Genomic DNA, 22277 nt, shown 5'->3' on the forward strand with positions numbered 1-22277 from the left:
GGATATACCGACACACTATTGGGTCCTGAAAGAACAGACGTTCTTTCCAGGCAAGATAACGATCCGCTCGGATCTCCTTGATACCGCAGGGTTTTGGTTCTGTTGGTCTTGGATGAGGGTTTGAGTGGGTGTGTTGTTTGAGAACTGCACAGTGGACGCGAGCATCTTTGTTAGTAAGTGTTTAAGAGCGTACGGTGGATGCCTTGGCACCAGGAGCCGATGAAGGACGTAGGAGGCTGCGATAAGCCTCGGGGAGCTGTCAACCGAGCTGAGATCCGAGGATTTCCGAATGGGGAAACCCAGCACGAGTGATGTCGTGTTACCCGCATCTGAATATATAGGGTGTGTGGAGGGAACGTGGGGAAGTGAAACATCTCAGTACCCACAGGAAGAGAAAACAATAGTGATTCCGTGAGTAGTGGCGAGCGAAAGCGGATGAGGCTAAACCGTTTAGATGTGATACCCGGCAGGGGTTGTCTAGACGGTGTTGTGGGGTCTTTCTTCTCAATTCTGCCGGATTGGGCGTGAGTCAGAAACCGTTGGGTTAGTCGAAGTGGTCTGGAACGGCCTGTCGTAGAGGGTGAGAGTCCCGTAGACGAAAACTCAACGGCTTGCGTGGAAGATACCCGAGTAGCAGCGGGCCCGTGAAATCTGCTGTGAATCTGCCGGGACCACCCGGTAAGCCTGAATACTCCCTGGTGACCGATAGCGGACTAGTACCGTGAGGGAAAGGTGAAAAGTACCCCGGGAGGGGAGTGAAATAGTACCTGAAACCGTGCGCTTACAATCCGTCAGGGCCTGCGAGTGACTTGTCACTGTGGGTGATGGCGTGCCTTTTGAAGAATGAGCCTGCGAGTTAGTGGCATGTGGCGAGGTTAACCCGTGTGGGGTAGCCGTAGCGAAAGCGAGTCCGAATAGGGCGTTGGAGTCGCATGTTCTAGACCCGAAGCGGAGTGATCTACCCATGGCCAGGGTGAAGCGACGGTAAGACGTCGTGGAGGCCCGAACCCACTTAGGTTGAAAACTGAGGGGATGAGCTGTGGGTAGGGGTGAAAGGCCAATCAAACTCCGTGATAGCTGGTTCTCCCCGAAATGCATTTAGGTGCAGCGTCACGTGTTTCACGCCGGAGGTAGAGCTACTGGATGGTCTAGGGGGCCTACAAGCTTACCGAAATCAGCCAAACTCCGAATGCCGGTGTGTGAGAGCGTGGCAGTGAGACTGCGGGGGATAAGCTTCGTAGTCGAGAGGGAAACAGCCCAGATCGCCGGCTAAGGCCCCTAAGCGTGTACTAAGTGGAAAAGGATGTGGGGTCGCGAAGACAACCAGGAGGTTGGCTTAGAAGCAGCCACCCTTGAAAGAGTGCGTAATAGCTCACTGGTCAAGTGATCCTGCGCCGACAATGTAGCGGGGCTCAAGTACACCGCCGAAGCCGCGGCATTCACACAATACATCCGTCATTCTCTACGGAGGGTGGTGCAGTGGTGTGGATGGGTAGGGGAGCGTCGTGCAGCCATGGAAGCAGCAGTGTGAACTAGTTGTGGAGGCTGTGCGAGTGAGAATGCAGGCATGAGTAGCGAAAGACGAGTGAGAAACTCGTCCGCCGAATGACCAAGGGTTCCTGGGCCAGGTTAATCCGCCCAGGGTGAGTCGGGACCTAAGGCGAGGCCGACAGGCGTAGTCGATGGACAACGGGTTGATATTCCCGTACCCGTGTATCCGCGCCCAATGGCGAATCAGTTGTGCTAAGTATCCAAATGTGGACGGATCTCCTTCGGGAGACTGGAAGCGGCTGCATATGACCCTGGCTGTAGTAGTCAAGCGATGGGGTGACGCAGGAAGGTAGCTGGGCCAGTCAGTGGTTGTACTGGTGTAAGCCTGTAGGGCGTTTGGTAGGCAAATCCGCCAGACATGTGGCCTGAGAGGTGATGCGTAGCCGATTGAGGCGAATTCAGTGATCCTATGCTGCCGAGAAAAGCCTCTAGTGAGTTGGTACACGGCCCGTACCCCAAACCGACACAGGTGGTCAGGTAGAGAATACTAAGGCGATCGAGAGAACTGTGGTTAAGGAACTCGGCAAAATGCCCCCGTAACTTCGGGAGAAGGGGGACCCGGTCTGGTGATGGAACGTGCTTCCTGAGCTGGGTTGGGTCGCAGAGACCAGAGAGAAGCGACTGTTTACTAAAAACACAGGTCCGTGCGAAGTCGTAAGACGATGTATACGGACTGACGCCTGCCCGGTGCCGGAAGGTTAAGAGGACCGGTTAGCGACTTCGGTTGCGAAGCTGAGAATTTAAGCCCCGGTAAACGGCGGTGGTAACTATAACCATCCTAAGGTAGCGAAATTCCTTGTCGGGTAAGTTCCGACCTGCACGAATGGCGTAACGACTTCTCTGCTGTCTCAACCACAGACTCGGCGAAATTGCATTACGAGTAAAGATGCTCGTTACGCGCGGCAGGACGAAAAGACCCCGGGACCTTCACTATAGCTTGGTATTGGTGTTCGGTACGGTTTGTGTAGGATAGGTGGGAGACTGTGAAATCGGCACGCCAGTGTCGAGGGAGTCATCGTTGAAATACCACTCTGATCGTATTGGACTTCTAACCTCGGACCATGATCTGGTTCAGGGACAGTGCCTGGTGGGTAGTTTAACTGGGGCGGTTGCCTCCTAAAATGTAACGGAGGCGCCCAAAGGTTCCCTCAGCCTGGTTGGCAATCAGGTGTCGAGTGCAAGTGCACAAGGGAGCTTGACTGTGAGAGCGACAGCTCGAGCAGGGACGAAAGTCGGGACTAGTGATCCGGCACCGGCAAGTGGAAGCGGTGTCGCTCAACGGATAAAAGGTACCCCGGGGATAACAGGCTGATCTTCCCCAAGAGTCCATATCGACGGGATGGTTTGGCACCTCGATGTCGGCTCGTCGCATCCTGGGGCTGGAGTAGGTCCCAAGGGTTGGGCTGTTCGCCCATTAAAGCGGCACGCGAGCTGGGTTTAGAACGTCGTGAGACAGTTCGGTCTCTATCCGCCGCGCGCGTCAGAAACTTGAGGAAGGCTGTCCCTAGTACGAGAGGACCGGGACGGACGAACCTCTGGTGTGCCAGTTGTTCCGCCAGGAGCACCGCTGGTTAGCTACGTTCGGAAGGGATAACCGCTGAAAGCATCTAAGCGGGAAGCCTGTTCCAAGATGAGGTTTCTCACCACCTTCGAGTGGTTAAGGCCCCCCACAGACCATGGGGTTGATAGGCCAGAACTGGAAGTCCGGTAACGGGTGTAGGTGACTGGTACTAATCGGCCGAGGACTTACCAACAAAGAAGCTACGCGTCCACTGTGCAGTATCTGAAACAACACACGGCACTGCAGCAGGCATGAACTCTACTGCGCCCCGCTCGGGGTTTGGTGGGTGGGTGTCAGCGCTGTTGTGTGGATAGTTTCATAGAGTTACGGCGGCCATAGCGGCAGGGAAACGCCCGGTCCCATTCCGAACCCGGAAGCTAAGCCTGCCAGCGCCGATGGTACTGCACTCGACAGGGTGTGGGAGAGTAGGACACCGCCGGAACATCCTTCACGATAGGGGACCCAGATTCTGGGTCCCCTATCGTCGTTTCAGCACCTTGACGTGCCATGACGACATCGCCGTGTCAGGCCCCCTCTAGGACACGTGATTCAATTTGTGGGGCCCCCGACCAACTCTTGCGGACCTCAGAAAGGGATCATCGTGTCGGAACAGAACGACGACCGGAACTCGTTCCGGCGCGGCGAGGGATCCGATCGACCCTCTCAGAGCAGCGGGGCCGGCGACTCGTCGAGGAACCGTCCCGACCGTGCGGACGGCCAGCGCGGCGGATTCAGACGCAACAGCGACTCCGGCCAGCGTGGCTCCGGCGACCGAGCCAACTCGGGTGAGCGCGGTGGATACCAGCGCCGCGAGGGTTCCGGCGGTTTCCAGCGTGACTCGGGAAGTCGCAACGACCGTTCAGGTGACCGCGGCGGATTCAACCGTTCCAGCGAGCGCGGTGGTTTCGACCGCGGCGGCTCCGGCGAGCGGGGCGGATTCAACCGTTCCAGCGAGCGCGGTGGTTTCGACCGCGGCGGCTCCGGCGAGCGGGGCGGATTCAATCGCTCCGGCGAACGGGGTGGTTTCAACCGCGGCGATTCCGGTAGCCGAGGCGGCTTCAATCGTGGCGCGGACTCAGACCGGAGTGGTTTCGATCGGAACCGCGATGCCGAGCAGCGCGGCGGGTCGGGCGGCTTCAACCGTCGTTCGGACGATCGCGGCGGATTTAATCGCGGCAGCGACTCCGGCGCCCGCGGCGGCTTCAAGCGCAGCGGTGATTCCAACGATCGCAGTGGCTCCAACCGTTCCGGCGAACGTGGCGGATTCGACCGCGACTCCGACCGTGGCGGGAGCTCCGGCGACCGCGGGTCCAACCGTTCCAGTGAGCGCGGCGGTTTCAACCGCGGCGGCGACTCCGGTGGCCGCGGTGGTTTCAAGCGCGGTGGCGATTCCAATGATCGCGGCGGCTACAAGCGCAGTGGTGACTCGAATGACCGTGGCGGCTACAACCGCGGTGGCGACTCCAATGATCGCGGCGGCTTCAAGCGTGGCGGTGATTCGAACGATCGCGGCGGCTACAACCGCGGTGGCGATTCCAACGACCGGGGCGGCTACGGCCGTAGCGACTCCGACCGCGGTGGTAACTCCGGCGACCGGGGCGGTTTCAACCGTCGTGGCGGCTCGAGCGATCGCGGTGGATTCAACCGGGGCGATTCCAGCGATCGCGGCAATTTCCGCCGTGGCGGCGATTCCGGCGGTCGCGGTTTCGAGCGTGGCAGCGAGTCGCGCGGTAGCGGGCCGGACGACCGGCGGCGTGGCGGGGAAGGCGCCCGGGTCGGTGGCGACCGGTCGCAGGATCGCCGTGCGCCGCGCCCCGAAGAACCTGATCTTCCCGATGACGTGCAGGCCTCTGATCTGGAGTCCGCGGTCCGGCGGGATCTGCTGAGTCTCGACAAGTCGAATGCCGAGGCGGTGGCCCGGCATCTGGTGATGGCGGCTCGGCTCATCGACGACGATCCCCGTCTGGCGCTGGCCCATGCGCGGGCCGCACGTCAGCGTGCGGGGCGGATCGCAGTGGTCCGGGAGACCGCGGGCGTCACGGCATATCACGCGGGTGAGTGGGCGGAGGCGCTCGCCGAGCTGCGGACCGCACGCCGGATGTCCGGTGGTTCCGGGCTGCTCGCCGTGATGGCGGACTGCGAACGCGGGCTCGGCCGGCCCGAGCGTGCGATCGAGCTCGGGCGCAGCGACGAGGCACGCGCCCTCAGCGGCGACGAGGCCACCGAGCTGCGGATCGTGGTCGCCGGTGCGCGCATGGATCTCGGTGAGTACGACCAGGCCGTGGTCACCTTGCAGACCTCGGACCTGGATCCGGCCCGCACCGGTTCTGCCGCGGCCCGCCTGTTCTATGCCTACGCCGACGCGCTGGTCGCCGCCGGCCGCACCGACGAGGGCCTCACCTGGTTCCTGAACGCGGCCTCCGCCGACCTCGACGGCGAGACCGACGCCGAAGAACGCGCCGACGAACTCACCGGCAACGACCTGGAGCAGTGACCGCTCCACGCTGAACGCGTACCGCTCGGGTCGGTGCGCAGCCGAAGCATCGAGGGCGGCAACGTAACCGATGAGGGGCCGTATTCGGTTCCGCAATGCGGCCGCCGCAGACTTCGACGGGAAGTGGATGCGACGAACTCGCCGGCATCGCCTGGACGAGTGACCCGCACTGACGCGTAACTCGCTCGGGTCGGCGCGCAACCGAAGAGGCCTCGAGGGCAGGAACCTAACGAGAAGGGCGTTCTCGTGTCCTCCGACAGCGAGACCGCCGCGGACGTACTCCATGGCGACGGCTTCGACGAATGCGACGACGCCGTAACCGAACCGCGCGGGGCGACCCTGCGCCGAACTGCCCGACCCTCGGCGTGGCCGCCGACGCCCACCGGATCGGCTCGTCTGCACGCAGTGGCCGACTCACACTGAACGCATCGCCCGCCCGGATCAGCGCGCAACCGAGGGTGGCAGGACCCAACCGAGAACTCGGCGACCAGGTCAGCTCCCGCATGCCTCCCACCCGATATGGTGACCGTGCGGTCTGTTTGACTCACTCGGTCTGCTGAACAGGGGTGTCGATGTCCGGAGCGCGGTTGCCGAAGGCTATCGAGGTGGTTGGGGCGCGCACGCACAACCTCCGCAATGTCGACGTGAACGTCCCGCTGTGGTCGCTGGTGATGTTGACGGGGTTGTCCGGCTCGGGGAAGTCGTCGTTGGCGATGGGGGTGTTGTACGGGGAAGGCTCGCGGCGGTACTTGGACGGGTTGTCGGCGTATACGCGGCGGCGGATCGGGCAGGTGGCTCGCCCGGACGTGGATCGGGTCGATTTCCTGCCGTCGGCACTGGCGTTGCGGCAGCGTCCGCCGGTGCCGGGGCGGCGCAGCACGGTCGGGACGATGACCGAGGTGCTTAACGTGGTTCGGTTGATGTTCTCCCGGCTGGGCCGGCATGTGTGCCCGAACGGGCATCGGATCGAGCCGAACTTGGCTCGCAGCGCGCAGCTGTGGCTCGACTGCCCGGTGTGCGGCGCGCATTTCGAACATCCGAGCGCGGAATCGTTCTCGTTCAACACCCTTGGCCGCTGTCCCGGCTGTGACGGTCTCGGGGTGCGCGATGAGATCGACACGGCGACACTGATTCCCGATGACAGCCTGACCGTGCTGGAGGGCGCGGTGGCGCCGTGGAATCTGGCGGGCCGCAGCTATATGCCGCAGGTGGCGGCGGATCTCGGGGTGCGGATCGACGTGCCGGTGGCGGACTTGACCGACGCGGAACGAGCCATTCTGCTCGACGGTCCGCCCGAGCCGCGCGCCGTCACCTTGACGAGCAAAGCGGGCCGCGCGGTGAGCGCGAACATGACCTACGAAAGTGCCCGTCGCGCAGTGCAGAACGCGGCGACGAAGACCACGAGCGAGACCACCCGGCAGCGATTGAGCAGATTCTTCACCACCCATGTCTGTCCGGTCTGCCAGGGCAGCAGGTTGCGGCCCGAGGCGTTGACCACGACCCTGTCGGGCCGTGACATCGCCGAGGTCAGTGCCGAAAGCCTGGACGCACTGGCGGATTTCGCGACGTCGGTGACGGCGACCCTGCCTGGGGAGATGCGACCCCTGGCGGAGCGGCTCGCCGAGGAACTGACGGCGGCGGTGGAACCGTTGCGCCGGTTGGGCATCGGATATCTGAGCGTGGACCGAGCCGGGGCGACGTTGTCGACGGGGGAGCGGCAGCGGATCGAGTTGTCCTCGACGTTGCAGGCGCGGTCGACCGGCATGCTCTACGTGCTCGACGAACCGTCGGTGGGCCTGCACCCGGCGAACGTGGACGGGCTGCGTGCGGTGCTGCGTGGCCTTGTCGCGGCGGGCAATTCGGTGGTGGCCGTCGATCACGACGTCGCGCTGCTCCGCGAGGCCGATCATTTGATCGAGATGGGGCCGGGTGCGGGCAGGCAGGGCGGCACGGTGGTCGCGCAGGGCACGGCTGCGGAGCTGGCGGCCTGCGCGCAGTCGGTGACCGGACCGTACCTTTCCGGCAGTGCCGGAACACGATTCCGCGACCCGCGCCCGGTCACCGCTGCCGCCTTGGCGATCACCGTCGACGAGCTGTACACCCTCCGCGATGTCGAGGCGCGAATCCCGCTGCACTGCTTGACCGTGGTGACCGGCGTTTCGGGATCGGGCAAGACGGCGCTGGTGCTGGACAGTCTCGTCCCCGCGCTCACCGCGGCATCACCGCCCGCGCATGTGCGCGGGCTCGAGCGCGCGGGCATCCGCACCGTGGTCGAGGTGGACGCGACGCCGATCGGCAACAACTCCCGATCGACCCCGGTCACCTACAGTGGTGCGCTCGACGCGATCCGGCGCTGGTTCGCCGCGGAATCCGGGCTCAGCGCGGCGCATTTCTCGTACAACACGGCGGCGGGTCAGTGCGCGACCTGCCTGGGGCTCGGTGAGTTGGATCTCGACATCCAGTACCTGCCCGACCTCACCGTCAGCTGCCCCGACTGTCACGGGGCTCGGTACAATCCGGAGGTCCGCGCGGTCACCGTCGACGGACTGACCATCGCCGACGTGCTCTCGCTGACAGTGGCAGAGGCCGTCGAACGGTTTGCCGCACAGCCGAAAATCGTTGCGCCGCTTCGCTCGGTCCGTGATGTCGGCCTCGGCTACCTGTGCCTCGGTGAGCCGACGCCGAGCCTGTCCGGCGGTGAGGCGCAACGGCTGCGTCTGGCTACCGCCTTGCGCGCCGAGCAGACCGACACTTTGTACATCTTCGACGAACCCTCGATCGGGTTGCACCCCAACGACGTTCGCACCCTGCTGGCGGTACTGGATCGGCTGATCGACGCGGGCGCAACGGTTCTGCTCATCGATCACGATCTGGATGTGATCGCCAACGCCGACCACATCATCGATCTCGGCCCCGGTGGTGGTCCGGACGGCGGCCGCATCGTCGCGACGGGCACCCCGGCCGAGGTAGCCGCGGTGGCCGCCAGCCGGACCGGCTACTGGCTCGGACGGCATCTCGCGGGGCAATGATCTCGGCGCTGTGCGCGCGATCGAGTTGCGATCCGCCCGGTGGTGCATGTGGACAGTATTCATCCGGAACTCACCACCTCGCACCGGTCGCTTCCTACTCTGGTGTCGCTCGGCTCGATCGCTAGAAGTCCATCGGCAGAAGAGGAATCATGAGCCTGATCCGTACCGCCCGAGACGGCGCCGTTCTCACCGTGTGGCTGGACAACCCGCCTTACAACTTCTTGACCGGCGAAATCATGGCCGAGCTCGCGGCGCTGCTCACCGAGCTCGACAGCGACGCCGAGATTCGTGCCGTGGTGCTGACCAGTGCGGTCGAGGGCGTGTTCGTCAGCCATTACGACGTGGCCGAGATCCTGGCGGGCGCCGAGGCCGCGCCGGTCACACTCACGCAACGCACGGCCTCGGCAGCACTGCACGCGAGTCGTGCCGCCGATCGGATCCCGGGCGGGCAGGCGGTGTTGGCGCGAGCGGGTGCGGGCGGTGTCGCCGACCTGCGGCAGTACCACGAGGTCTGTCGTCGGATGCGCGACTCGGACAAGGTATTCCTCGCCGCGCTCAACGGACGCACCCTCGGTGGCGGCTGTGAGCTGGCTTTGTCCTGTGATCTACGGCTGATGGCCGACGGCCCGTTCGAGATCGGCCAGCCGGAGATCCTGGTCGGCATCATCCCCGGCGGTGGCGGCACCCAAATGCTGACCAGGGTGCTCGGTGCGGGCCGGGCGATGGAACTGTGCCTGGAGGGCGCGCCCATCACTCCGGCCCGCGCGCTCGAGATCGGCCTGGTACACCGGCTGGTCGAGCCGTCCGGCCTGCTGGCCGAAGCGCAGGCGAGCGCCGCCCGGCTCGCTCGTCGCGCGCCGGTGGCGGTCGGTGCGCTGAAACGCGCCATCTACGAGGGTGGTTCGCAGCCGCTGGAAAAGGGGCTGCACTGTGAGCGCGCCGGTTTTCTCGAGGCGAGTTCGACCCCGGCGGCTAAACACGCGATGCAGGTCTACCTCGACGAGATCCGCGAGGTGACGGCGGGCGGCCGGGATCTGGCGAGTTTCGTGGCCGAGCGGCTGCCGCGCTGGATCGAGGGCAGCGTGGTCGACTTCACGAATTCGGTGGTGAAGCAACAGGATCGATAGCTGTACCGCCAGCCCGTACCGGTGGGAGCAATAGGCTCAGCCCGACCGCGGCGAGTGGCACGAAGCATAGGGTGGTCAGGACCGCCTGCGGCCCTTGCTGGTCCGCGAGTAGACCGAGCAGCGGCACGAACAGCCCGCCGACGCTCACCGCGAGCCCGAGGGTGACTCCCGCCGCGGTGCCCGGTCGGCTGGGCAGGTAGTCCTGGCCCAGCTTCACCAGCACCGCGAACGGGATGTTCACGATGACCCCGGTGAGGGCGGCCACGGCAAGCGCCACTTCGGGGTTCGGCACCAGGCGTAGTGCGGCGATCGCGGGAATCGCCGCGACGCTGCCGATCTGGAGCGTCCGCGTCATACCGATGCGGTCCGCGATGCGCCCACCGAGCAGCGTGCCCGCGACGCCGCCGATCATGAAGGCGGCCAAGGCGATACCGCCGAGCGTCGGCGAGCTGCCTAGCGCGTTGATCCAATACAGCGCGAGGAAGGTGTTCAGGCCGAAGGCGGTGACCGAGCGCACCACGGCGACGGCGGTGAGCACGAAGAACGGCCGCCACCGGTCCTGTCCGGATGCGGTGACCGAGCCGCGCGCACCAGACGAGCGCCGTAATTGGTAGCGCCACAGCAGGAATCCCGTCAGCACCGCGGGCGGGATGAACAGCGCCGTCGCGCCGACTCCGCAGGCCACCAACGCCGGCGTCGCCAGCGCGGGCGCGAGAAAGAACCCGACACTGCCCCCTGCCGCGAACAAGCTCATCGCCGAGGCACTGTCGCCCGCGTCGCGGCGGGCGTCCCGACCCGCCGCGGGATGGAACGCGGCGATGCCGATGCCGGACACCAGCAGCAGCGTCCACACCATCCAGTACGCCGGCGCCAACCCGGCGAATCCGGCCCCGATACCGGCCAGGGCCAGCCCCGCCGGGGCCAACCACAGCAGCCGCCATCGGTCGGCCAGTATCCCGAGGATCGGCTGCGGCAGCGAGCTGCCCAACGTCGCGGCGAGCGCGAGACCCGATGCGGCCACATAGCTGTAGTGCCGTTCCAGCACGAAGAACGGGATGCTGGCGGGCACGAGGCCCTGGTAGAAGTCGTCGACCGCATGCGCGACCATCCAGTACCGCATCCGTTTCCACGGCGACAGCCGCTCGGTCACCTCGGTCTGTTCGAGCTCGGCGCTCACCATCGAAGTCCTCCTCATCCGTACCGAACAGCAGCCTATGGACGGAACGGGGTTGCCGACTTCCGATAAAATGCCCAGCTGTGTCGATATTCAGCCAGGATTCGACGGTGGCGAAGACGCTGAGCGGCGGCGCCCGAATCGAGCGGCATCGGCATGACGATCACCAGGTGGTGTATCCGAGTTCGGGGGTGGCCGAGGTCCGTACCGAGGCGGGGAGCTGGATCGCTCCGGCGGACCGGGCGATCTGGATTCCGGCCGGGTGCGCGCACGAGCATCATTTCTACGGGCCGACGCGATTCCACACTGTCGGCTTTCCGTTCGATCTGGCGCCCGACTGGACGACGCCGTCGGTGCTCGCGGCGGTGCCGCTGGTGCGTGAACTCATCATCACGTGTTCAACCTCGACCGACCTGCCCGACGCCGAACTCGTTCCGCTGCGCCGAGTACTGCTCGATCAGTTGCGCCGCAGCCCGGAACAGTCGTTGCGGCTACCCGCCGCCCGTGACGGGCGACTCCGAAAGGCTTGCGCGCTGGTCGAATCCGATCTGACCGAGGTGTGGACGCTGGCCGAACTCGGTCGCCGGGTCGGTGCCGCCGAACGCACCTTGACCCGGCTGTTCCGCACCGAACTCGCGATGACCTACCCGCAGTGGCGCACACAGTTACGGCTGCATCACGCGGTGCAGCTGCTGGCCGAGCGGGTTCCGGTGACCGTCGTCGCGCATCGCTGCGGTTGGTCGTCGGCGAGCGCGTTCATCGAGGTGTATCGGCGTTCGCTCGGCCACACGCCGGGCGCGTACCGCTCGGATTGAGCGCGTCTACTTCTCGAACTGCGTCCGCTTCCAATCGCCGTACGGTTCGTCGCGCTCGCGGACTGCTTCGCGGAAACCCGCTGTGGCCGACCGTAATTGGAAGGCATAGCCCTCGCGGGTGTGCCGGGAGATGCCGTCGAAGACCGTGCTGATCATGCCGGAGTTGGCCACGCCCTGGGCCAGCAGCGCGCTGTTGAGTGCCAGCTTCGCCATGACCAGCTGGTTGATCGGCATCCGCGCGATCCGCTCGAGCAGCGCCTCGGTGCGCGCGTCGAGTTCGTCGGCCGGCGGCGCCTCGACCGCGAGACCCCACTCCTCGGCCTGCTTGCCGGACAGGCAGTCGCCGGTGAACAACAGCCGCTTCGCGCGCTGGTCGCCGAGGCGGTGGGCCCACATGCCCGCGGCCGGGATGCCCCAGACCCGGGTGGGTGGGTAGCCGATCTTGGTGTCATCGGCACAGATGATCTGGTCGGCATAGAGCGCGATGTCGGTGCCGCCCGCGACCGCGAAGCCGTGCAGCTTCGCGACGGTCGGCTTGTTGGCGTACAGCAGGCTGGCGAAGCCGCGGTTGAACCGGCTCATCATCGCGTAGTCGACCATGGGATCCCATGTGCCCCAAGGGTTATGGTTTCTGGCCTGCACCACGGGATCGAGCACGGTGCCGGTCGGCGAGTCCGCCGCCTCGGCCGGGCCGAAGGAGTTCTCGGCGAAGATCGACAGGTCGTACCCGCCGCAGAACCCTTTGCCGCGTCCGGACACCACCATCACGTGCACCCGGGGATCGAGGTCGGCGCGTTCGACCGCGTGCGCCAGCTCGACGGGGGTGTCGGAGGTGATCGCGTTGCCGTGTTCGGGGCGGTTGAACGTGATCCGGGCGATCCGGCCGGTGACCTCGTAGGTCAGCGTGCGGTAGGTGGCCTCGGTGGGCGGGAGCGCACGGTCCGACCAGGGGGAGTCGGGAGCCTCGGTCAGGCCCTCGTACCAGGCGGCCGGGCGGGTACCGGAGTGATCGTCGAAGTCGGGCAACGGATTTCCTGACTGTTTCGGGGTAGATGGCGCGAGCGTACCGCTCACTCATGTTACATAGTTGTCTCAACTGGCGATAGACTGTAATACTGACGAGTATTCGGAGCCTGCGAAAGGACCTCCCATGCCAACCCACCTGGTGACCAACCAAGTACCCCCACTCGTCGATTACGACGCCGCCGAACAGCCGGTGCTGCTCGAGGCGCTGCGCCGGGCCGGAGCCGACCACGCGCTGGACGAACTGCACGTGATCGGACGGCTCGCGGGCAGCGCCGAGGCCATCGAACTCGGCGACCTCGCCGAAGCGCACCCGCCCACGTTGCGGACCCACGACCGCTACGGCAATCGCGTAGACGAGGTCGTCTACGACCCGAGCTACCACAGGCTGATGGCCCATGCGATCGAATTCGGCCTGCACGGTGCGGTATGGGCCGACTCGCGGCCGCATCCGCATCTGACCCGCGCGGCGAAGTTGAGCGTGTGGGGGCCGGTCGATGCCGGGCACGGCTGCCCCATCTCGATGACCTACGCGGTGGTGCCCGCGCTGCGAGCGGCTCCCGATCTCGCCGCACAGTACGAACCACTGCTGTGCGCAAAGGAATACGACCCCGGTCTGCGTGCCCCGCTGACCAAACGCGGCCTGATCGCGGGCATGTCGATGACCGAGAAGCAGGGCGGTTCCGATGTGCGGGCCAACACGAGCGCCGCCACCCCGATGCCCGACGGCACCTACCGGATCACCGGACACAAGTGGTTCACCTCCGCACCGATGTCGGATGTGTTCCTCGTCCTCGCCCAGGCGCCGGCCGGTCTCTCCTGTTTCCTGGTGCCAAGGGTGCTGCCCGACGGCACCCGCAATCCCTTTGCGCTGCAACGCCTCAAGGACAAACTGGGCAACCGCTCGAACGCGAGCAGCGAGGTCGAATACGACGACACGGTCGGCTGGCTGGTCGGCGACGAGGGACGCGGCGTGCGCACGATCATCGAGATGGTCAATCTGACCCGGCTCGACTGCACCCTGGGCACCGCGACCATGATGCGTAGCGGCGTCGCCGCCGCGGCGCATCACGCGGCCTACCGCAGCGCGTTCGGCGCGACATTGGCCGATCAGCCGTTGATGCGCAACGTGCTCGCCGATCTCGCGATCGAGGCGGAGGCGGCGACCACGGTCGCGCTGTGGCTCGCCGAGCTCACCGACCAGGCGACGGCCGGGGTGGACGGCGCCGACGTGCTGCGCCGCATCTCGCTCGCGGTGAGCAAGTACTACGTGTGCAAGCGCGGCCCGATCCACGCCGCCGAGGCGCTGGAATGCCTGGGCGGCAACGGGTATGTCGAGGAATCGCGGATGCCGCGGCTCTACCGGGAGGCGCCGCTGCTGTCGATCTGGGAGGGATCGGGCAATGTCGCGGCGCTCGACACGTTGCGTGCCATGGCGAAACAACCGGAAACGCTCGGCGCATTCTTCGCCGAAGTCGAACGTGCCGCGGGCGCGGATCGCCACCTCGATGCGGCGATCGCCCGGCTGAAAACACAATTCGCGGACTTCGACACGATTCAGCACCGGGCCCGCCGGATCGTCGGTGAGATGGCGCAGGTTCTGCAGGCATCGCTACTGGTCCGCTACGGCCATCCCGCGGTCGCGGACGCTTTCACGGTCAGCAGGCTCGGCGGCGAACACGGCGATGTGTTCGGCACACTACCGACCGGTATCGATAGCGCCGCGATCATTCAGCGCGTCACCCCGAAGGCGGCGCACTGACGCGGCGGATCGGACTCACGCATCGGACGGGACGAGCAGCTGTTCGGCGAATGTCATGAATTCCGTACGGAACGCGGCATATTCGGCGCGCAGCTGCGTACCCGGCCAGTCGGCGGGCAGCAGCGGTTCCGGCAGCAAAGGATCGTCGAGAATATGCCGCACCGCCGCCGCGGCCACCTCGAACCGCTCCCGCAGCGACGTCGAATCCGCGAACGCGCGCAGCAGCCGCCGCGCGTCGCGCGCCCAGAGCTGTGGTGCGAAAAGCGTTTCCGCGAGCTCTATCGGTGCATCGTCCGGCGCCGCGGTGAACACGCGAACACGCCTGCTCGCGTCCGGCCCGAGCGCGATCTCGAGATTCGCGGGCCGTGTCCAGACGCCTTCACGCAATTCGGCGAGTTTGCGCGCGCGCATCGTGTCGCGGAACGCGGTGCGGGCCGACGCGTCGTCGCCGACGGCGGTCACCACGGCCAAATACCATTCCCCGTCCCAGTCTTTCAGTATCGGACTCACCGCGGCGTCCTGCCTGCGCTGGCGTTCGATCAGCCGGTCGGAGAGCCGGTAGACACCCTGGGCGCGTTCCAGGTCGCCCATGGCGACCATCCTGGTCAGCGCGACGCGCACGGCCGACTGTTGCAGCCCGAGCTCCTCGGCGACCGAAACGATCCAACTGACCGGCGCCTGCGCCGGATGGGTGCCGAGCAACGCGCTCAGAATCGCCGACCGCGCGGTCAGCTTCCGCATGCGCATCGCCACACCCCATCCCACCGAGTTACCGTCGGCCGATTCGGCCATCCGAAACCGGAATACTACCGACGAGTCCGTCGCGTCCAGCATGCGACAGCACCCGCGCGGAGTCCATGCGGCGCGGTCGCGACGCAGGTCGAGCGGATGGGACGCTAGTTCGCGTTGTTATATGCCGCGACAATGTCGGCGGGGATCCGGCCACGGGTGGATACGTTGTGGCCGTTCTTCCTGGCCCATTCCCGGATCGCGGCGGTTTGCTCACGATCGGTCGCGGAAGTGGTTTTCCCGGCACCTTTGCGCTTGGTCCGGCCGATCTTACGCGCCTTTTCCGCCCAGGGCTCCAGGGTCACCCGCAGCTTACCCGCGTTCTTGGTCGACAGATCGATCTCGTAGGCCACCCCATCTATCGAAAACTGAACTGTTTCATTCGCTTTCGACTTGCCGTCGTAGTCGTCGACGAGGGTGACGGTGACTTTCTTGGCCATCGGGTGCGTCCTTTGCGTAGTCGCGGGTATCGCTACGAAATACTAATACCGTATCGCATGGAACTCGTTATGAGAAATAGTGCTGCATTCAGCGGGTATCGAGCACGGCATTCAGCGCAGTGAATCGGCCGCTGCCGCCGCAATCGCCGCGGCTACCGCACTCAATGCCGGCGAGTCCAGCCGCCATTGCTGCCAGTACAGCGGCACATCGATGAATGACTCGCCGTCGATCGGAACGAGTTCGGAACGCCCGAAATTCCGGGATTGCAGATCGGGCAACATGCCCCAGCCCAGTCCCAGTCGGACGGCTTCGGCGAAACCGGAGGAGGACGGGACGTAATGGCGCGGCGGGTCGAGCGGCCTGCGCGCGCGCCTGCGCAACTGCCGGTCTTGCAGATCGTCTTTGCGGTCGAACAGCACCACCGGCGCCGCCGCATAGGCTTTCGCGGTGGCGCCGTCGGGAAACCACGTGCGGGCGAAGCGGGGTTGCGCCATCGGCCGGTAACGCATCGCGCCGAGCCGCTCCACCCGGCAGCCCTGCACCGGCGTTGCCGTGGAGGTGATGGCGGCCATGACGGTGCCGTCGCGCAACAGCCTGGTCGTGTGTTCCTCGTCCTCCCGATGGATTTCGAAGCAGACGCCAGGCGGCGCGGCGGTCAGCGCGGGCAGCACCCAGGTCTCGAGCGAGTCCGCGTTGACCGCGATCGGCAGCCGCAGCGGCCGATCGGTGCGCTGGTGTGCGTCACCGAGTTCGCGCGCGGTGTCGCGGGCCAGCAGCTCGATCTGGCGGGCCAGTCGCAGCACAGCGATCCCGGATTCGGTGGGGCGCACCGGTTTTGTGCGTTGCAGCAGGACTCGGCCCGCGGCGTCCTCCAGCGCTTTGATGCGTTGGCTGATCGCCGACGGGGTGATCCGCAGGCTTTTCGCGGCGGCGTCGAAGGTGCCCTCGGTGACCGCCGCGTGCAACGCGCGGAGCTGATCGAGCTGCAGGTCCATATTAAGGAATCGTAATGGTAGTGCAGAAACTTTAGTTTGCCAGCGGATAATGTCGTGCTTAGCGTCGTTGGCGTGACAATTTCCTCGGCGGCGCTCGCGGCCCTTTCCGGTCTCGGTTTCGGACTTTCGTTGATCGTGGCGATCGGTGCGCAGAACGCGTTCGTCCTGCGCCAGGGCGTGCGTGGGCAGCACACCTTCGCGGTGGTCGCGGTGTGCGCGCTGTCGGACATCGTATTGATCGCCGCCGGCATCGGTGGTTTCGGTGTGGCGGTCGAATCGGCGCCCGCCGTGGTCACCGTGGTGCGGTACGCGGGCGCGGCCTTTCTGCTCGGTTACGCCTTCCTCGCGGCCCGCCGGGCCTTCGCTTCGGCGGCGCTGACACCCGACACCGCGGGCGCGACCGTGGCGCTCGGCGCCACCATCCTCACCTGCCTGGCGCTGACCTGGCTCAACCCGCATGTGTATCTCGACACCGTGGTGTTGCTCGGTTCGTTCGCCAATACCTATGCCACGCCGGATCGTTGGTTCCTGGGTGCGGGCGCGATGCTCGGCAGCGTGGTCTGGTTCGTCGCGCTCGGCTATGGCGCGCGCCTGCTCGGGCCGCTCTTCGCGCGGCCGCTCGCCTGGCGGGTTCTCGACTCCGGTATCGCGGTGATGATGACCCTGCTCGCCGTTGGACTGGTGTTCTCCGGGTAAGGGGACGACGCGGGGTGACGGGAGACACAGCCGTCGAGCCGTACCGTGCCGATTGGGCCCCGAAGTGCCGGGTATGCGGCGAATGACAGCCCATACCTACCTGGAGGAGTTGCCATGACCAAGCACGACAGTGGACCGCGCGAAGCCGTCGAGGGCCTCGTCGAGGACGTCAAGGGCAAGGCCAAGGAAGCCGCGGGCATCGTCACCGGAGACGAAAGCCTGAAGAGCGAGGGCCGCGCTCAGCAGGACAAGGCCGAATCGGAGCGCGAAGCCGCGAAGAAGGAAGCCGAAGCCGAAAAGGCCCGAGCCGAGGCGACACTCGACGAGGCTCGCCAGAGCGCGTACCAGAGTGGTAAGGAAGCCGAGGACTCCTGATCGCGTAGTCGTGGCGGCGCGGGGACGAGTTCTGTTCCCGCGCCGCCGCTACGTTGCGGTGCGCGATATCTGGGCGACGCGCTCGCGTTCACCGAGAATCCGGCGCCGCCGTTCGGTCATCGCCGCGGCCGGTGTGCCGTCGGAAACGATCGCGGCGTACAGCGCGGCCGCGTCCTCGATGGCATCGCGAGCGCCGACGCCCGCGGCCGGGGTGATGGCGTGATCGGCGTCGCCGCAGAGGATCACCGGGTCTCGTGGGGCACGCGCACCGGCGAGTGGCACCGTGCGCGCGTTCGAGACATGCACGGAATCGGTGTTCGCGAGCAATGGTTCGATGGTGTCGCGCACTGCGGGTGAGCCCGCCAGTACGGCCTCGGTCCACTGGCCCATCGGCTGAGCACCCTTGTGCTGCCGGTCCAATGGCGGCCGGGTCAACCGGGTGAACCATACCGCGACCGTGTCGTTCCACAGGTGCCCGAAGGTGCTCACCGCCCTGCCATCGGCACCGAGGGTGCGGTCGAAGTGCAGTACCGACGGGTCGGTGCCGGGCCGGGTGGGCTGCCGGGTGATGCCGTAAACGACGATCTGCCCGGCATATTCGGCCGCCCGCCCCGGTTCCATCGCCCGGCGCGCGACCGAGTCGATGCCGTCCGCGGCGATGATCAGGTCGTCGGCAGGCACCGGGCGCGCGCCGCTGACGAGTGTTCCGGCGGCGCAGTCGACTTCGGTGATGGGGGTGCCGAACCGCATGTCCGCGGGACTGTCCGTGGCGAATTCGGTGAGCACCCGCATCAGTTCGGCGCGCAGGTACAGCCGCCGTTCCGGGGCCGGGTTGCCGCGGGCCGGCCCCGGAACCCCGTCCGCGCGTAGCGCTTCCACCGGGTGTGACGCCTCGTGCAACCGGTCTGCCGAGACACCGAGGCGCACCAGGGCCTCGTGCGCCCTTCGGTCGAGCACCAGGAACGCACCGGCGCCACCGGTGGGCTGACTCTCGTACACCGTGACGGGTCGTCGCGCACGGCCGAGCGCCCCGGCGAGCACCGCTCCGGCTATGCCACCACCGATGATCGTGACCATGAATCCACCCTACGGGCCGCCGATTCCACCGCGACGGGAATTCGGCGGCGGCGCTGGGTCAGCAGTTGCGTGGTGCGGTTTCGCCGCGGAAGCGGGCGTCGATCCAGCCCATCGCCTCCGGCGCGCCGAGCACTGCGGTGCTGAGGTGATCGGGGCTCGGGAACAGCCTCGATTGAACGCGCACCCCCGCCGCGCAGTAGCGCCGCATCGTATTGTCGATCGCGGCAACGGGTATCAGCGCGTCATCGTGGGAACGCCACTGGTAGATAGGCATTTTCGGCACGCCTTCGAAGAGCTCGAGGCTGTTTTCCTCCAGGACGCCACGCGCGGTGGGGTCCTCGGCCAGCGCGGTGGAGGAGGCGACGTCCAGGACGCTGTGCCCCGCTCCGGCGGCCAGGATCTCGTTGGTGCAGCCGTTGGCCATCCGGTCGCGGATGGCCAGACCGGTCGCGTTCAGGCTGTCGCTGATCGGCAGCCGGGTGGGGTATTCGCGTTCGAGACCGATGGCCGCCGCCATGGCCAAGCCGAATGCAGGATGCCGGTTGTAGCCCAGGCCCTCGGTCATCTTGACCAGATTCATCGGAACCCCGCCCTCGGCCGCGCCCACGATGTCGAGTTCCGGCGCGTAGGTCGAGGCCAGCGCGGCCGCCCAGCCGGTCGCCATGCCGCCGCCGGAGTATCCGAACATCGCGACCGGGCTCGTGCCCAATCCCAGCCGGGCGACCTTGCGGGCCGCCCTGATCCCGTCCAGGGTGATCATGCCGCCGAGCTTGGCCGCCCCGTAGGCGCTGGTCGGGCCGAGATGGTCGGGCAGTGCCACCGACCACCCCCGGATCAGCACCGCGTTGAGCGCGGGCGCCTCGCGCACCGCCAGATTCGGGTCACCGGTGTAGAGCACGCGGGAGACGGCGCACTTGGTGCCGAGTCCGTTGATGATGTGCTGATAGGACAGCAGCGGGCCGCCTGGCACGTGATTGGCCGGGGTCAGCACGGTGGTCGTCGCCGCGATCGGTGCGCCCGCCGAATTGGTGGAGCGGAACTTGATCATCGTCACCTTCGTGCCGGGGAAGGCGAGCAATCCGGGCATCGTGCGGGTGTCGAGCACGTCGCCCGGCTCGGTCCGATCCAGGTCCGCGGGCGCCGCGTAGAACGGGTCGGGGTCCGGGATGGGGTAGAGCGGTTGTGCCGCAGCGGTTCCCGGTGTCGCGGCCAGTTGGGTGGCCACGATCAGCAGGGCGACCGCGGTGAGCGCGGTATTGATTCGGCAGAACATGGCGAAGATCGGCTCCCATTCATCACGACATCGTCAGGGACGTTGGGCACGCTGAAAGTCGAATATTCCGAAACTGACCGGCACAAGTGGTTGGTTAATATTCCGACTTACGCAAGATTAGGGGAGAAACGGAAAAGCCCGAAGGTGCCGCGCCGAGCGAGGGCGCCGATCGGTTGCCGGGGCGCCGCCCGCGGCGCCCGCGGGCCCGTTACGGTGGGCGGATGATCATGCTCGTGATCGGCCTCGTCCTGCTCGCGGTCTTTCTTGTGCGTTTCCGGCAGGACCGGCGACGGCTCGGCAACGGGGTGTTTCTGCTGCTAGGACTGATTTTCGTCGGCGTATGGACGCTCGGGTCCGGCGTCGAGGGCGACCTGCCGATGATCTTGGCGGGCCTGCTCGTGCTGCTGTCGCCGCTGCTGATTCTGGTGCTCGCCGCGCTGCTGATCGTCAACGGCAGGCAGGTGGTCCGCCGCGAGGGACTGCGTATGGCGAACCTGCTGCCGCTCGGACTCGGCCTGGGATTGCTCGTCCCGTATGTGTTGCTGGCGCTGGCCGTATTCACCGGTGATATCTGGATCGTGGTGATTTTGGCGTCGTTGACCATGGCGGTGAGCTACATCGGATTTCTGTTCGCCAGTTTCCTGCTTTATTCGCTGTTGTACGGGGCATTGCCGTATCGGCCCGCGATGGACGCGATCGTCGTGCACGGCGCCGGGCTGAAAGGGGACCGGGTACCGCCGCTGCTCGCGGGCAGGCTGGACCGGGCGATCGAGATCTACCGCGCGGAGCGCGCGGCAGGGCGCGCTCCGTTGCTGATCGCCAGTGGCGGCAAAGGGTCCGACGAGCTGCGCTCGGAGGCCGATGCCATGGCCGACTATCTCGTCGAGCGGGATGTCCCCGCCGAAAGCGTGCTGCGGGAGGACCGTTCGGCGACCACGTGGGAGAACCTGCTGTTCACCAAGCGATTACTGGGCGAGCGGGGCGAATCGACCCGAATGGTCTTGGTGACGAGCGATTTCCACACCCTGCGCACCGCGATGCTGGCCCGGCGCCTCGGCCTGGATGCCGAGGTCACCGGGGCGCGCACCGCGTTCTACTACCTGCCGGCGGCGACCTTGCGCGAGTTCGCCGCGGTCGTGGTGGCCTACAAGTGGATCAACCTGATCGCCTGTGTCGCCCTGGTTTCGCTGCCGATACTGGCGTTGCTGCTCACCCGCGACATGCCCCACCACTACGGGAACTGACTCAGCTGTCGAACGTCTTGTGCGGGACGCCGACGGTGAGCCCGCCGTCGATGACGAACTCCGCACCGGTCGAGTACGAGGACTCGTCACTGGCCAAGAAGGTGATCAAGGCGGCGACCTCGCTCGCCTCGGCGGCCCGGCCCAGCGGGATCTGCAGGAACTCGGCCGGAATGCCCTCGGTCATCGGCGTGGTGATGAGCCCGGGGTGCACCGAGTTGACCCGAATCTTGTACTGCGCCAGCTCGAGTGCGGTCGATTTGGTCAGGCCGCGCACCGCGAACTTGGATGCCACGTAGCCGTGCAGCCCCGGGCTGCCGCGCATGCCTTCCACCGACGAGATGTTGATGATCGAGCCACCACCCGCCTCGATCATGGCGGGGGTGGCGGCACGCATGCCGAGGAAGGTGCCGGTGAGGTTGATGTCGATGATTCGCTGCCATTCCGCGAGATCGAAGTCGACCAGGAGGTTCCCGTTGGCGATACCGGCGTTGTTCACCAGCACGTTCAGCGCGCCGTAGCGCTGCACCGCCTCGGCGACCGCGCTCTGCCACTCGTCCGGTTCGCGCACGTCGAGGTGCACGTAGGTCGCGGCGTCGCCGAGCTCCTTGGCGACCGCGGTGCCTTCCTCGTCGAGCACGTCGCCGAGTACAACGCGCGCGTCCTCGGCCACCAGCGCCCTGGCGTGCGCGGCACCCATCCCGCGGGCACCGCCGCTGATCAATGCCACCTTGCCGCTCAACCGCCCCATCGCGGCACCTCCGTTTTCGATCGCGTGAGCTTACCTGGAACACGTTACAGAATCACGCGCTTCCGGTGGGGCGGTCGCAAGCGAGTTCCGCGGGGGATGGCCG

The 22277-nt window shown here is 66.1% G+C and carries 15 protein-coding genes, 2 rRNA genes and 1 pseudogene; 10 read left to right on the forward strand and 8 right to left on the reverse strand.

Features of this window, described 5'->3' with window-relative positions; translation table 11 throughout:
• The first annotated feature begins 171 nt into the window (after positions 1–171).
• The 5 genes and pseudogenes from F5X71_RS10010 to F5X71_RS10030 all read left to right on the forward strand — a co-directional run bounded on the left by F5X71_RS10010 (position 172) and on the right by F5X71_RS10030 (position 9762).
• Positions 172–3305 (forward strand): 23S ribosomal RNA (locus tag F5X71_RS10010).
• A gap of 132 nt (positions 3306–3437) precedes the next feature.
• A 5S ribosomal RNA gene (gene rrf, locus F5X71_RS10015) occupies positions 3438–3554 on the forward strand.
• Between the two features lie 1029 nt (positions 3555–4583).
• Positions 4584–5606 (forward strand): annotated as a pseudogene (locus F5X71_RS10020) (hypothetical protein); the annotation flags it as partial.
• Positions 5607–6178: 572 nt separating this feature from the next.
• The gene (locus F5X71_RS10025) at positions 6179–8635 is read left to right on the forward strand and encodes an excinuclease ABC subunit UvrA (protein ID WP_167461688.1); all 2457 of its coding nucleotides are present in this window, start codon (positions 6179–6181) and stop codon (positions 8633–8635) included.
• 149 nt (positions 8636–8784) lie between these two features.
• Positions 8785–9762: an enoyl-CoA hydratase/isomerase family protein gene (locus F5X71_RS10030; protein WP_167461689.1), complete on the forward strand. Its 978-nt coding sequence runs from the start codon at positions 8785–8787 to the stop codon at positions 9760–9762.
• Here F5X71_RS10030 and F5X71_RS10035 read toward each other — a convergent pair.
• Positions 9728–10942 carry an MFS transporter gene (locus F5X71_RS10035; RefSeq protein ID WP_238815818.1) on the reverse strand — a complete coding sequence of 405 codons (1215 nt, stop codon included), beginning with the start codon at positions 10940–10942 and terminating at the stop codon, positions 9728–9730. The genes F5X71_RS10030 and F5X71_RS10035 overlap by 35 nt on opposite strands.
• 77 nt (positions 10943–11019) lie before the next feature.
• On the opposite strand from F5X71_RS10035, the gene F5X71_RS10040 reads away from it, so the two are divergent.
• The gene (locus F5X71_RS10040; protein ID WP_174817033.1) at positions 11020–11751 is read left to right on the forward strand and encodes an AraC family transcriptional regulator; all 732 of its coding nucleotides are present in this window, start codon (positions 11020–11022) and stop codon (positions 11749–11751) included.
• 6 nt (positions 11752–11757) lie between these two features.
• On the opposite strand, the gene F5X71_RS10045 is transcribed toward F5X71_RS10040, so the two are convergent.
• Positions 11758–12777 (reverse strand): crotonase/enoyl-CoA hydratase family protein, encoded by a 1020-nt coding sequence (locus F5X71_RS10045; RefSeq protein ID WP_167461690.1) that lies wholly within the window; start codon positions 12775–12777, stop codon positions 11758–11760.
• A gap of 124 nt (positions 12778–12901) precedes the next feature.
• Between F5X71_RS10045 and F5X71_RS10050 the strand changes: the two genes are divergently transcribed.
• On the forward strand, positions 12902–14536 hold the full coding sequence (locus F5X71_RS10050) for an acyl-CoA dehydrogenase family protein (protein ID WP_167461691.1): 1635 nt from the start codon (positions 12902–12904) through the stop codon (positions 14534–14536).
• Positions 14537–14551: 15 nt separating this feature from the next.
• On the opposite strand, the gene F5X71_RS10055 is transcribed toward F5X71_RS10050, so the two are convergent.
• The 3 genes from F5X71_RS10055 to F5X71_RS10065 form a co-directional block, all read right to left on the reverse strand.
• Complete coding sequence (locus tag F5X71_RS10055) at positions 14552–15277, reverse strand: PaaX family transcriptional regulator C-terminal domain-containing protein (RefSeq protein ID WP_167466353.1); 726 nt, start codon at positions 15275–15277, stop codon at positions 14552–14554.
• Between the two features lie 155 nt (positions 15278–15432).
• Positions 15433–15765: a histone-like nucleoid-structuring protein Lsr2 gene (locus F5X71_RS10060; protein WP_167461692.1), complete on the reverse strand. Its 333-nt coding sequence runs from the start codon at positions 15763–15765 to the stop codon at positions 15433–15435.
• A gap of 111 nt (positions 15766–15876) precedes the next feature.
• The gene (locus F5X71_RS10065) at positions 15877–16761 is read right to left on the reverse strand and encodes a LysR family transcriptional regulator ArgP (RefSeq protein WP_167461693.1); all 885 of its coding nucleotides are present in this window, start codon (positions 16759–16761) and stop codon (positions 15877–15879) included.
• A gap of 72 nt (positions 16762–16833) precedes the next feature.
• On the opposite strand from F5X71_RS10065, the gene F5X71_RS10070 reads away from it, so the two are divergent.
• Positions 16834–17457 (forward strand): LysE/ArgO family amino acid transporter, encoded by a 624-nt coding sequence (locus tag F5X71_RS10070; protein ID WP_428981460.1) that lies wholly within the window; start codon positions 16834–16836, stop codon positions 17455–17457.
• Between the two features lie 114 nt (positions 17458–17571).
• The gene (locus F5X71_RS10075) at positions 17572–17832 is read left to right on the forward strand and encodes a microaggregate-binding protein 1 (protein WP_167461694.1); all 261 of its coding nucleotides are present in this window, start codon (positions 17572–17574) and stop codon (positions 17830–17832) included.
• A gap of 48 nt (positions 17833–17880) precedes the next feature.
• Here the strand turns inward: F5X71_RS10075 and F5X71_RS10080 are convergent, their stop codons facing one another.
• Both F5X71_RS10080 and F5X71_RS10085 read right to left on the reverse strand, forming a co-directional pair.
• Positions 17881–18909, reverse strand: a complete 1029-nt coding sequence (locus tag F5X71_RS10080) for an FAD-dependent oxidoreductase (protein WP_167461695.1) — start codon at positions 18907–18909, stop codon at positions 17881–17883.
• Positions 18910–18967: 58 nt separating this feature from the next.
• Positions 18968–20182 (reverse strand): lipase family protein, encoded by a 1215-nt coding sequence (locus F5X71_RS10085; protein ID WP_167461696.1) that lies wholly within the window; start codon positions 20180–20182, stop codon positions 18968–18970.
• A gap of 221 nt (positions 20183–20403) precedes the next feature.
• On the opposite strand from F5X71_RS10085, the gene F5X71_RS10090 reads away from it, so the two are divergent.
• The gene (locus F5X71_RS10090; protein ID WP_167461697.1) at positions 20404–21426 is read left to right on the forward strand and encodes a YdcF family protein; all 1023 of its coding nucleotides are present in this window, start codon (positions 20404–20406) and stop codon (positions 21424–21426) included.
• A 1-nt stretch (position 21427) separates the two neighbouring features.
• On the opposite strand, the gene F5X71_RS10095 is transcribed toward F5X71_RS10090, so the two are convergent.
• Positions 21428–22174 carry a glucose 1-dehydrogenase gene (locus F5X71_RS10095; RefSeq protein ID WP_167461698.1) on the reverse strand — a complete coding sequence of 249 codons (747 nt, stop codon included), beginning with the start codon at positions 22172–22174 and terminating at the stop codon, positions 21428–21430.
• Positions 22175–22277 lie beyond the last annotated feature (103 nt).

Source organism: Nocardia brasiliensis (assembly GCF_011801125.1).
Lineage (GTDB): Bacteria > Actinomycetota > Actinomycetes > Mycobacteriales > Mycobacteriaceae > Nocardia > Nocardia brasiliensis_C.

Coding starts and splice junctions, on each gene's coding strand:
- F5X71_RS10025 (WP_167461688.1), top strand. CDS start 6,179: ATGTCCGGAGCGCGGTTGCCGAAGGCTATCGAGGTGGTTGGGGCGCGC.
- F5X71_RS10030 (WP_167461689.1), top strand. CDS start 8,785: ATGAGCCTGATCCGTACCGCCCGAGACGGCGCCGTTCTCACCGTGTGG.
- F5X71_RS10035 (WP_238815818.1), bottom strand. CDS start 10,942: ATGGTGAGCGCCGAGCTCGAACAGACCGAGGTGACCGAGCGGCTGTCG.
- F5X71_RS10050 (WP_167461691.1), top strand. CDS start 12,902: ATGCCAACCCACCTGGTGACCAACCAAGTACCCCCACTCGTCGATTAC.
- F5X71_RS10055 (WP_167466353.1), bottom strand. CDS start 15,277: ATGCGGAAGCTGACCGCGCGGTCGGCGATTCTGAGCGCGTTGCTCGGC.
- F5X71_RS10060 (WP_167461692.1), bottom strand. CDS start 15,765: ATGGCCAAGAAAGTCACCGTCACCCTCGTCGACGACTACGACGGCAAG.
- F5X71_RS10065 (WP_167461693.1), bottom strand. CDS start 16,761: ATGGACCTGCAGCTCGATCAGCTCCGCGCGTTGCACGCGGCGGTCACC.
- F5X71_RS10075 (WP_167461694.1), top strand. CDS start 17,572: ATGACCAAGCACGACAGTGGACCGCGCGAAGCCGTCGAGGGCCTCGTC.
- F5X71_RS10080 (WP_167461695.1), bottom strand. CDS start 18,909: ATGGTCACGATCATCGGTGGTGGCATAGCCGGAGCGGTGCTCGCCGGG.
- F5X71_RS10085 (WP_167461696.1), bottom strand. CDS start 20,182: ATGTTCTGCCGAATCAATACCGCGCTCACCGCGGTCGCCCTGCTGATC.
- F5X71_RS10090 (WP_167461697.1), top strand. CDS start 20,404: ATGATCATGCTCGTGATCGGCCTCGTCCTGCTCGCGGTCTTTCTTGTG.
- F5X71_RS10095 (WP_167461698.1), bottom strand. CDS start 22,174: ATGGGGCGGTTGAGCGGCAAGGTGGCATTGATCAGCGGCGGTGCCCGC.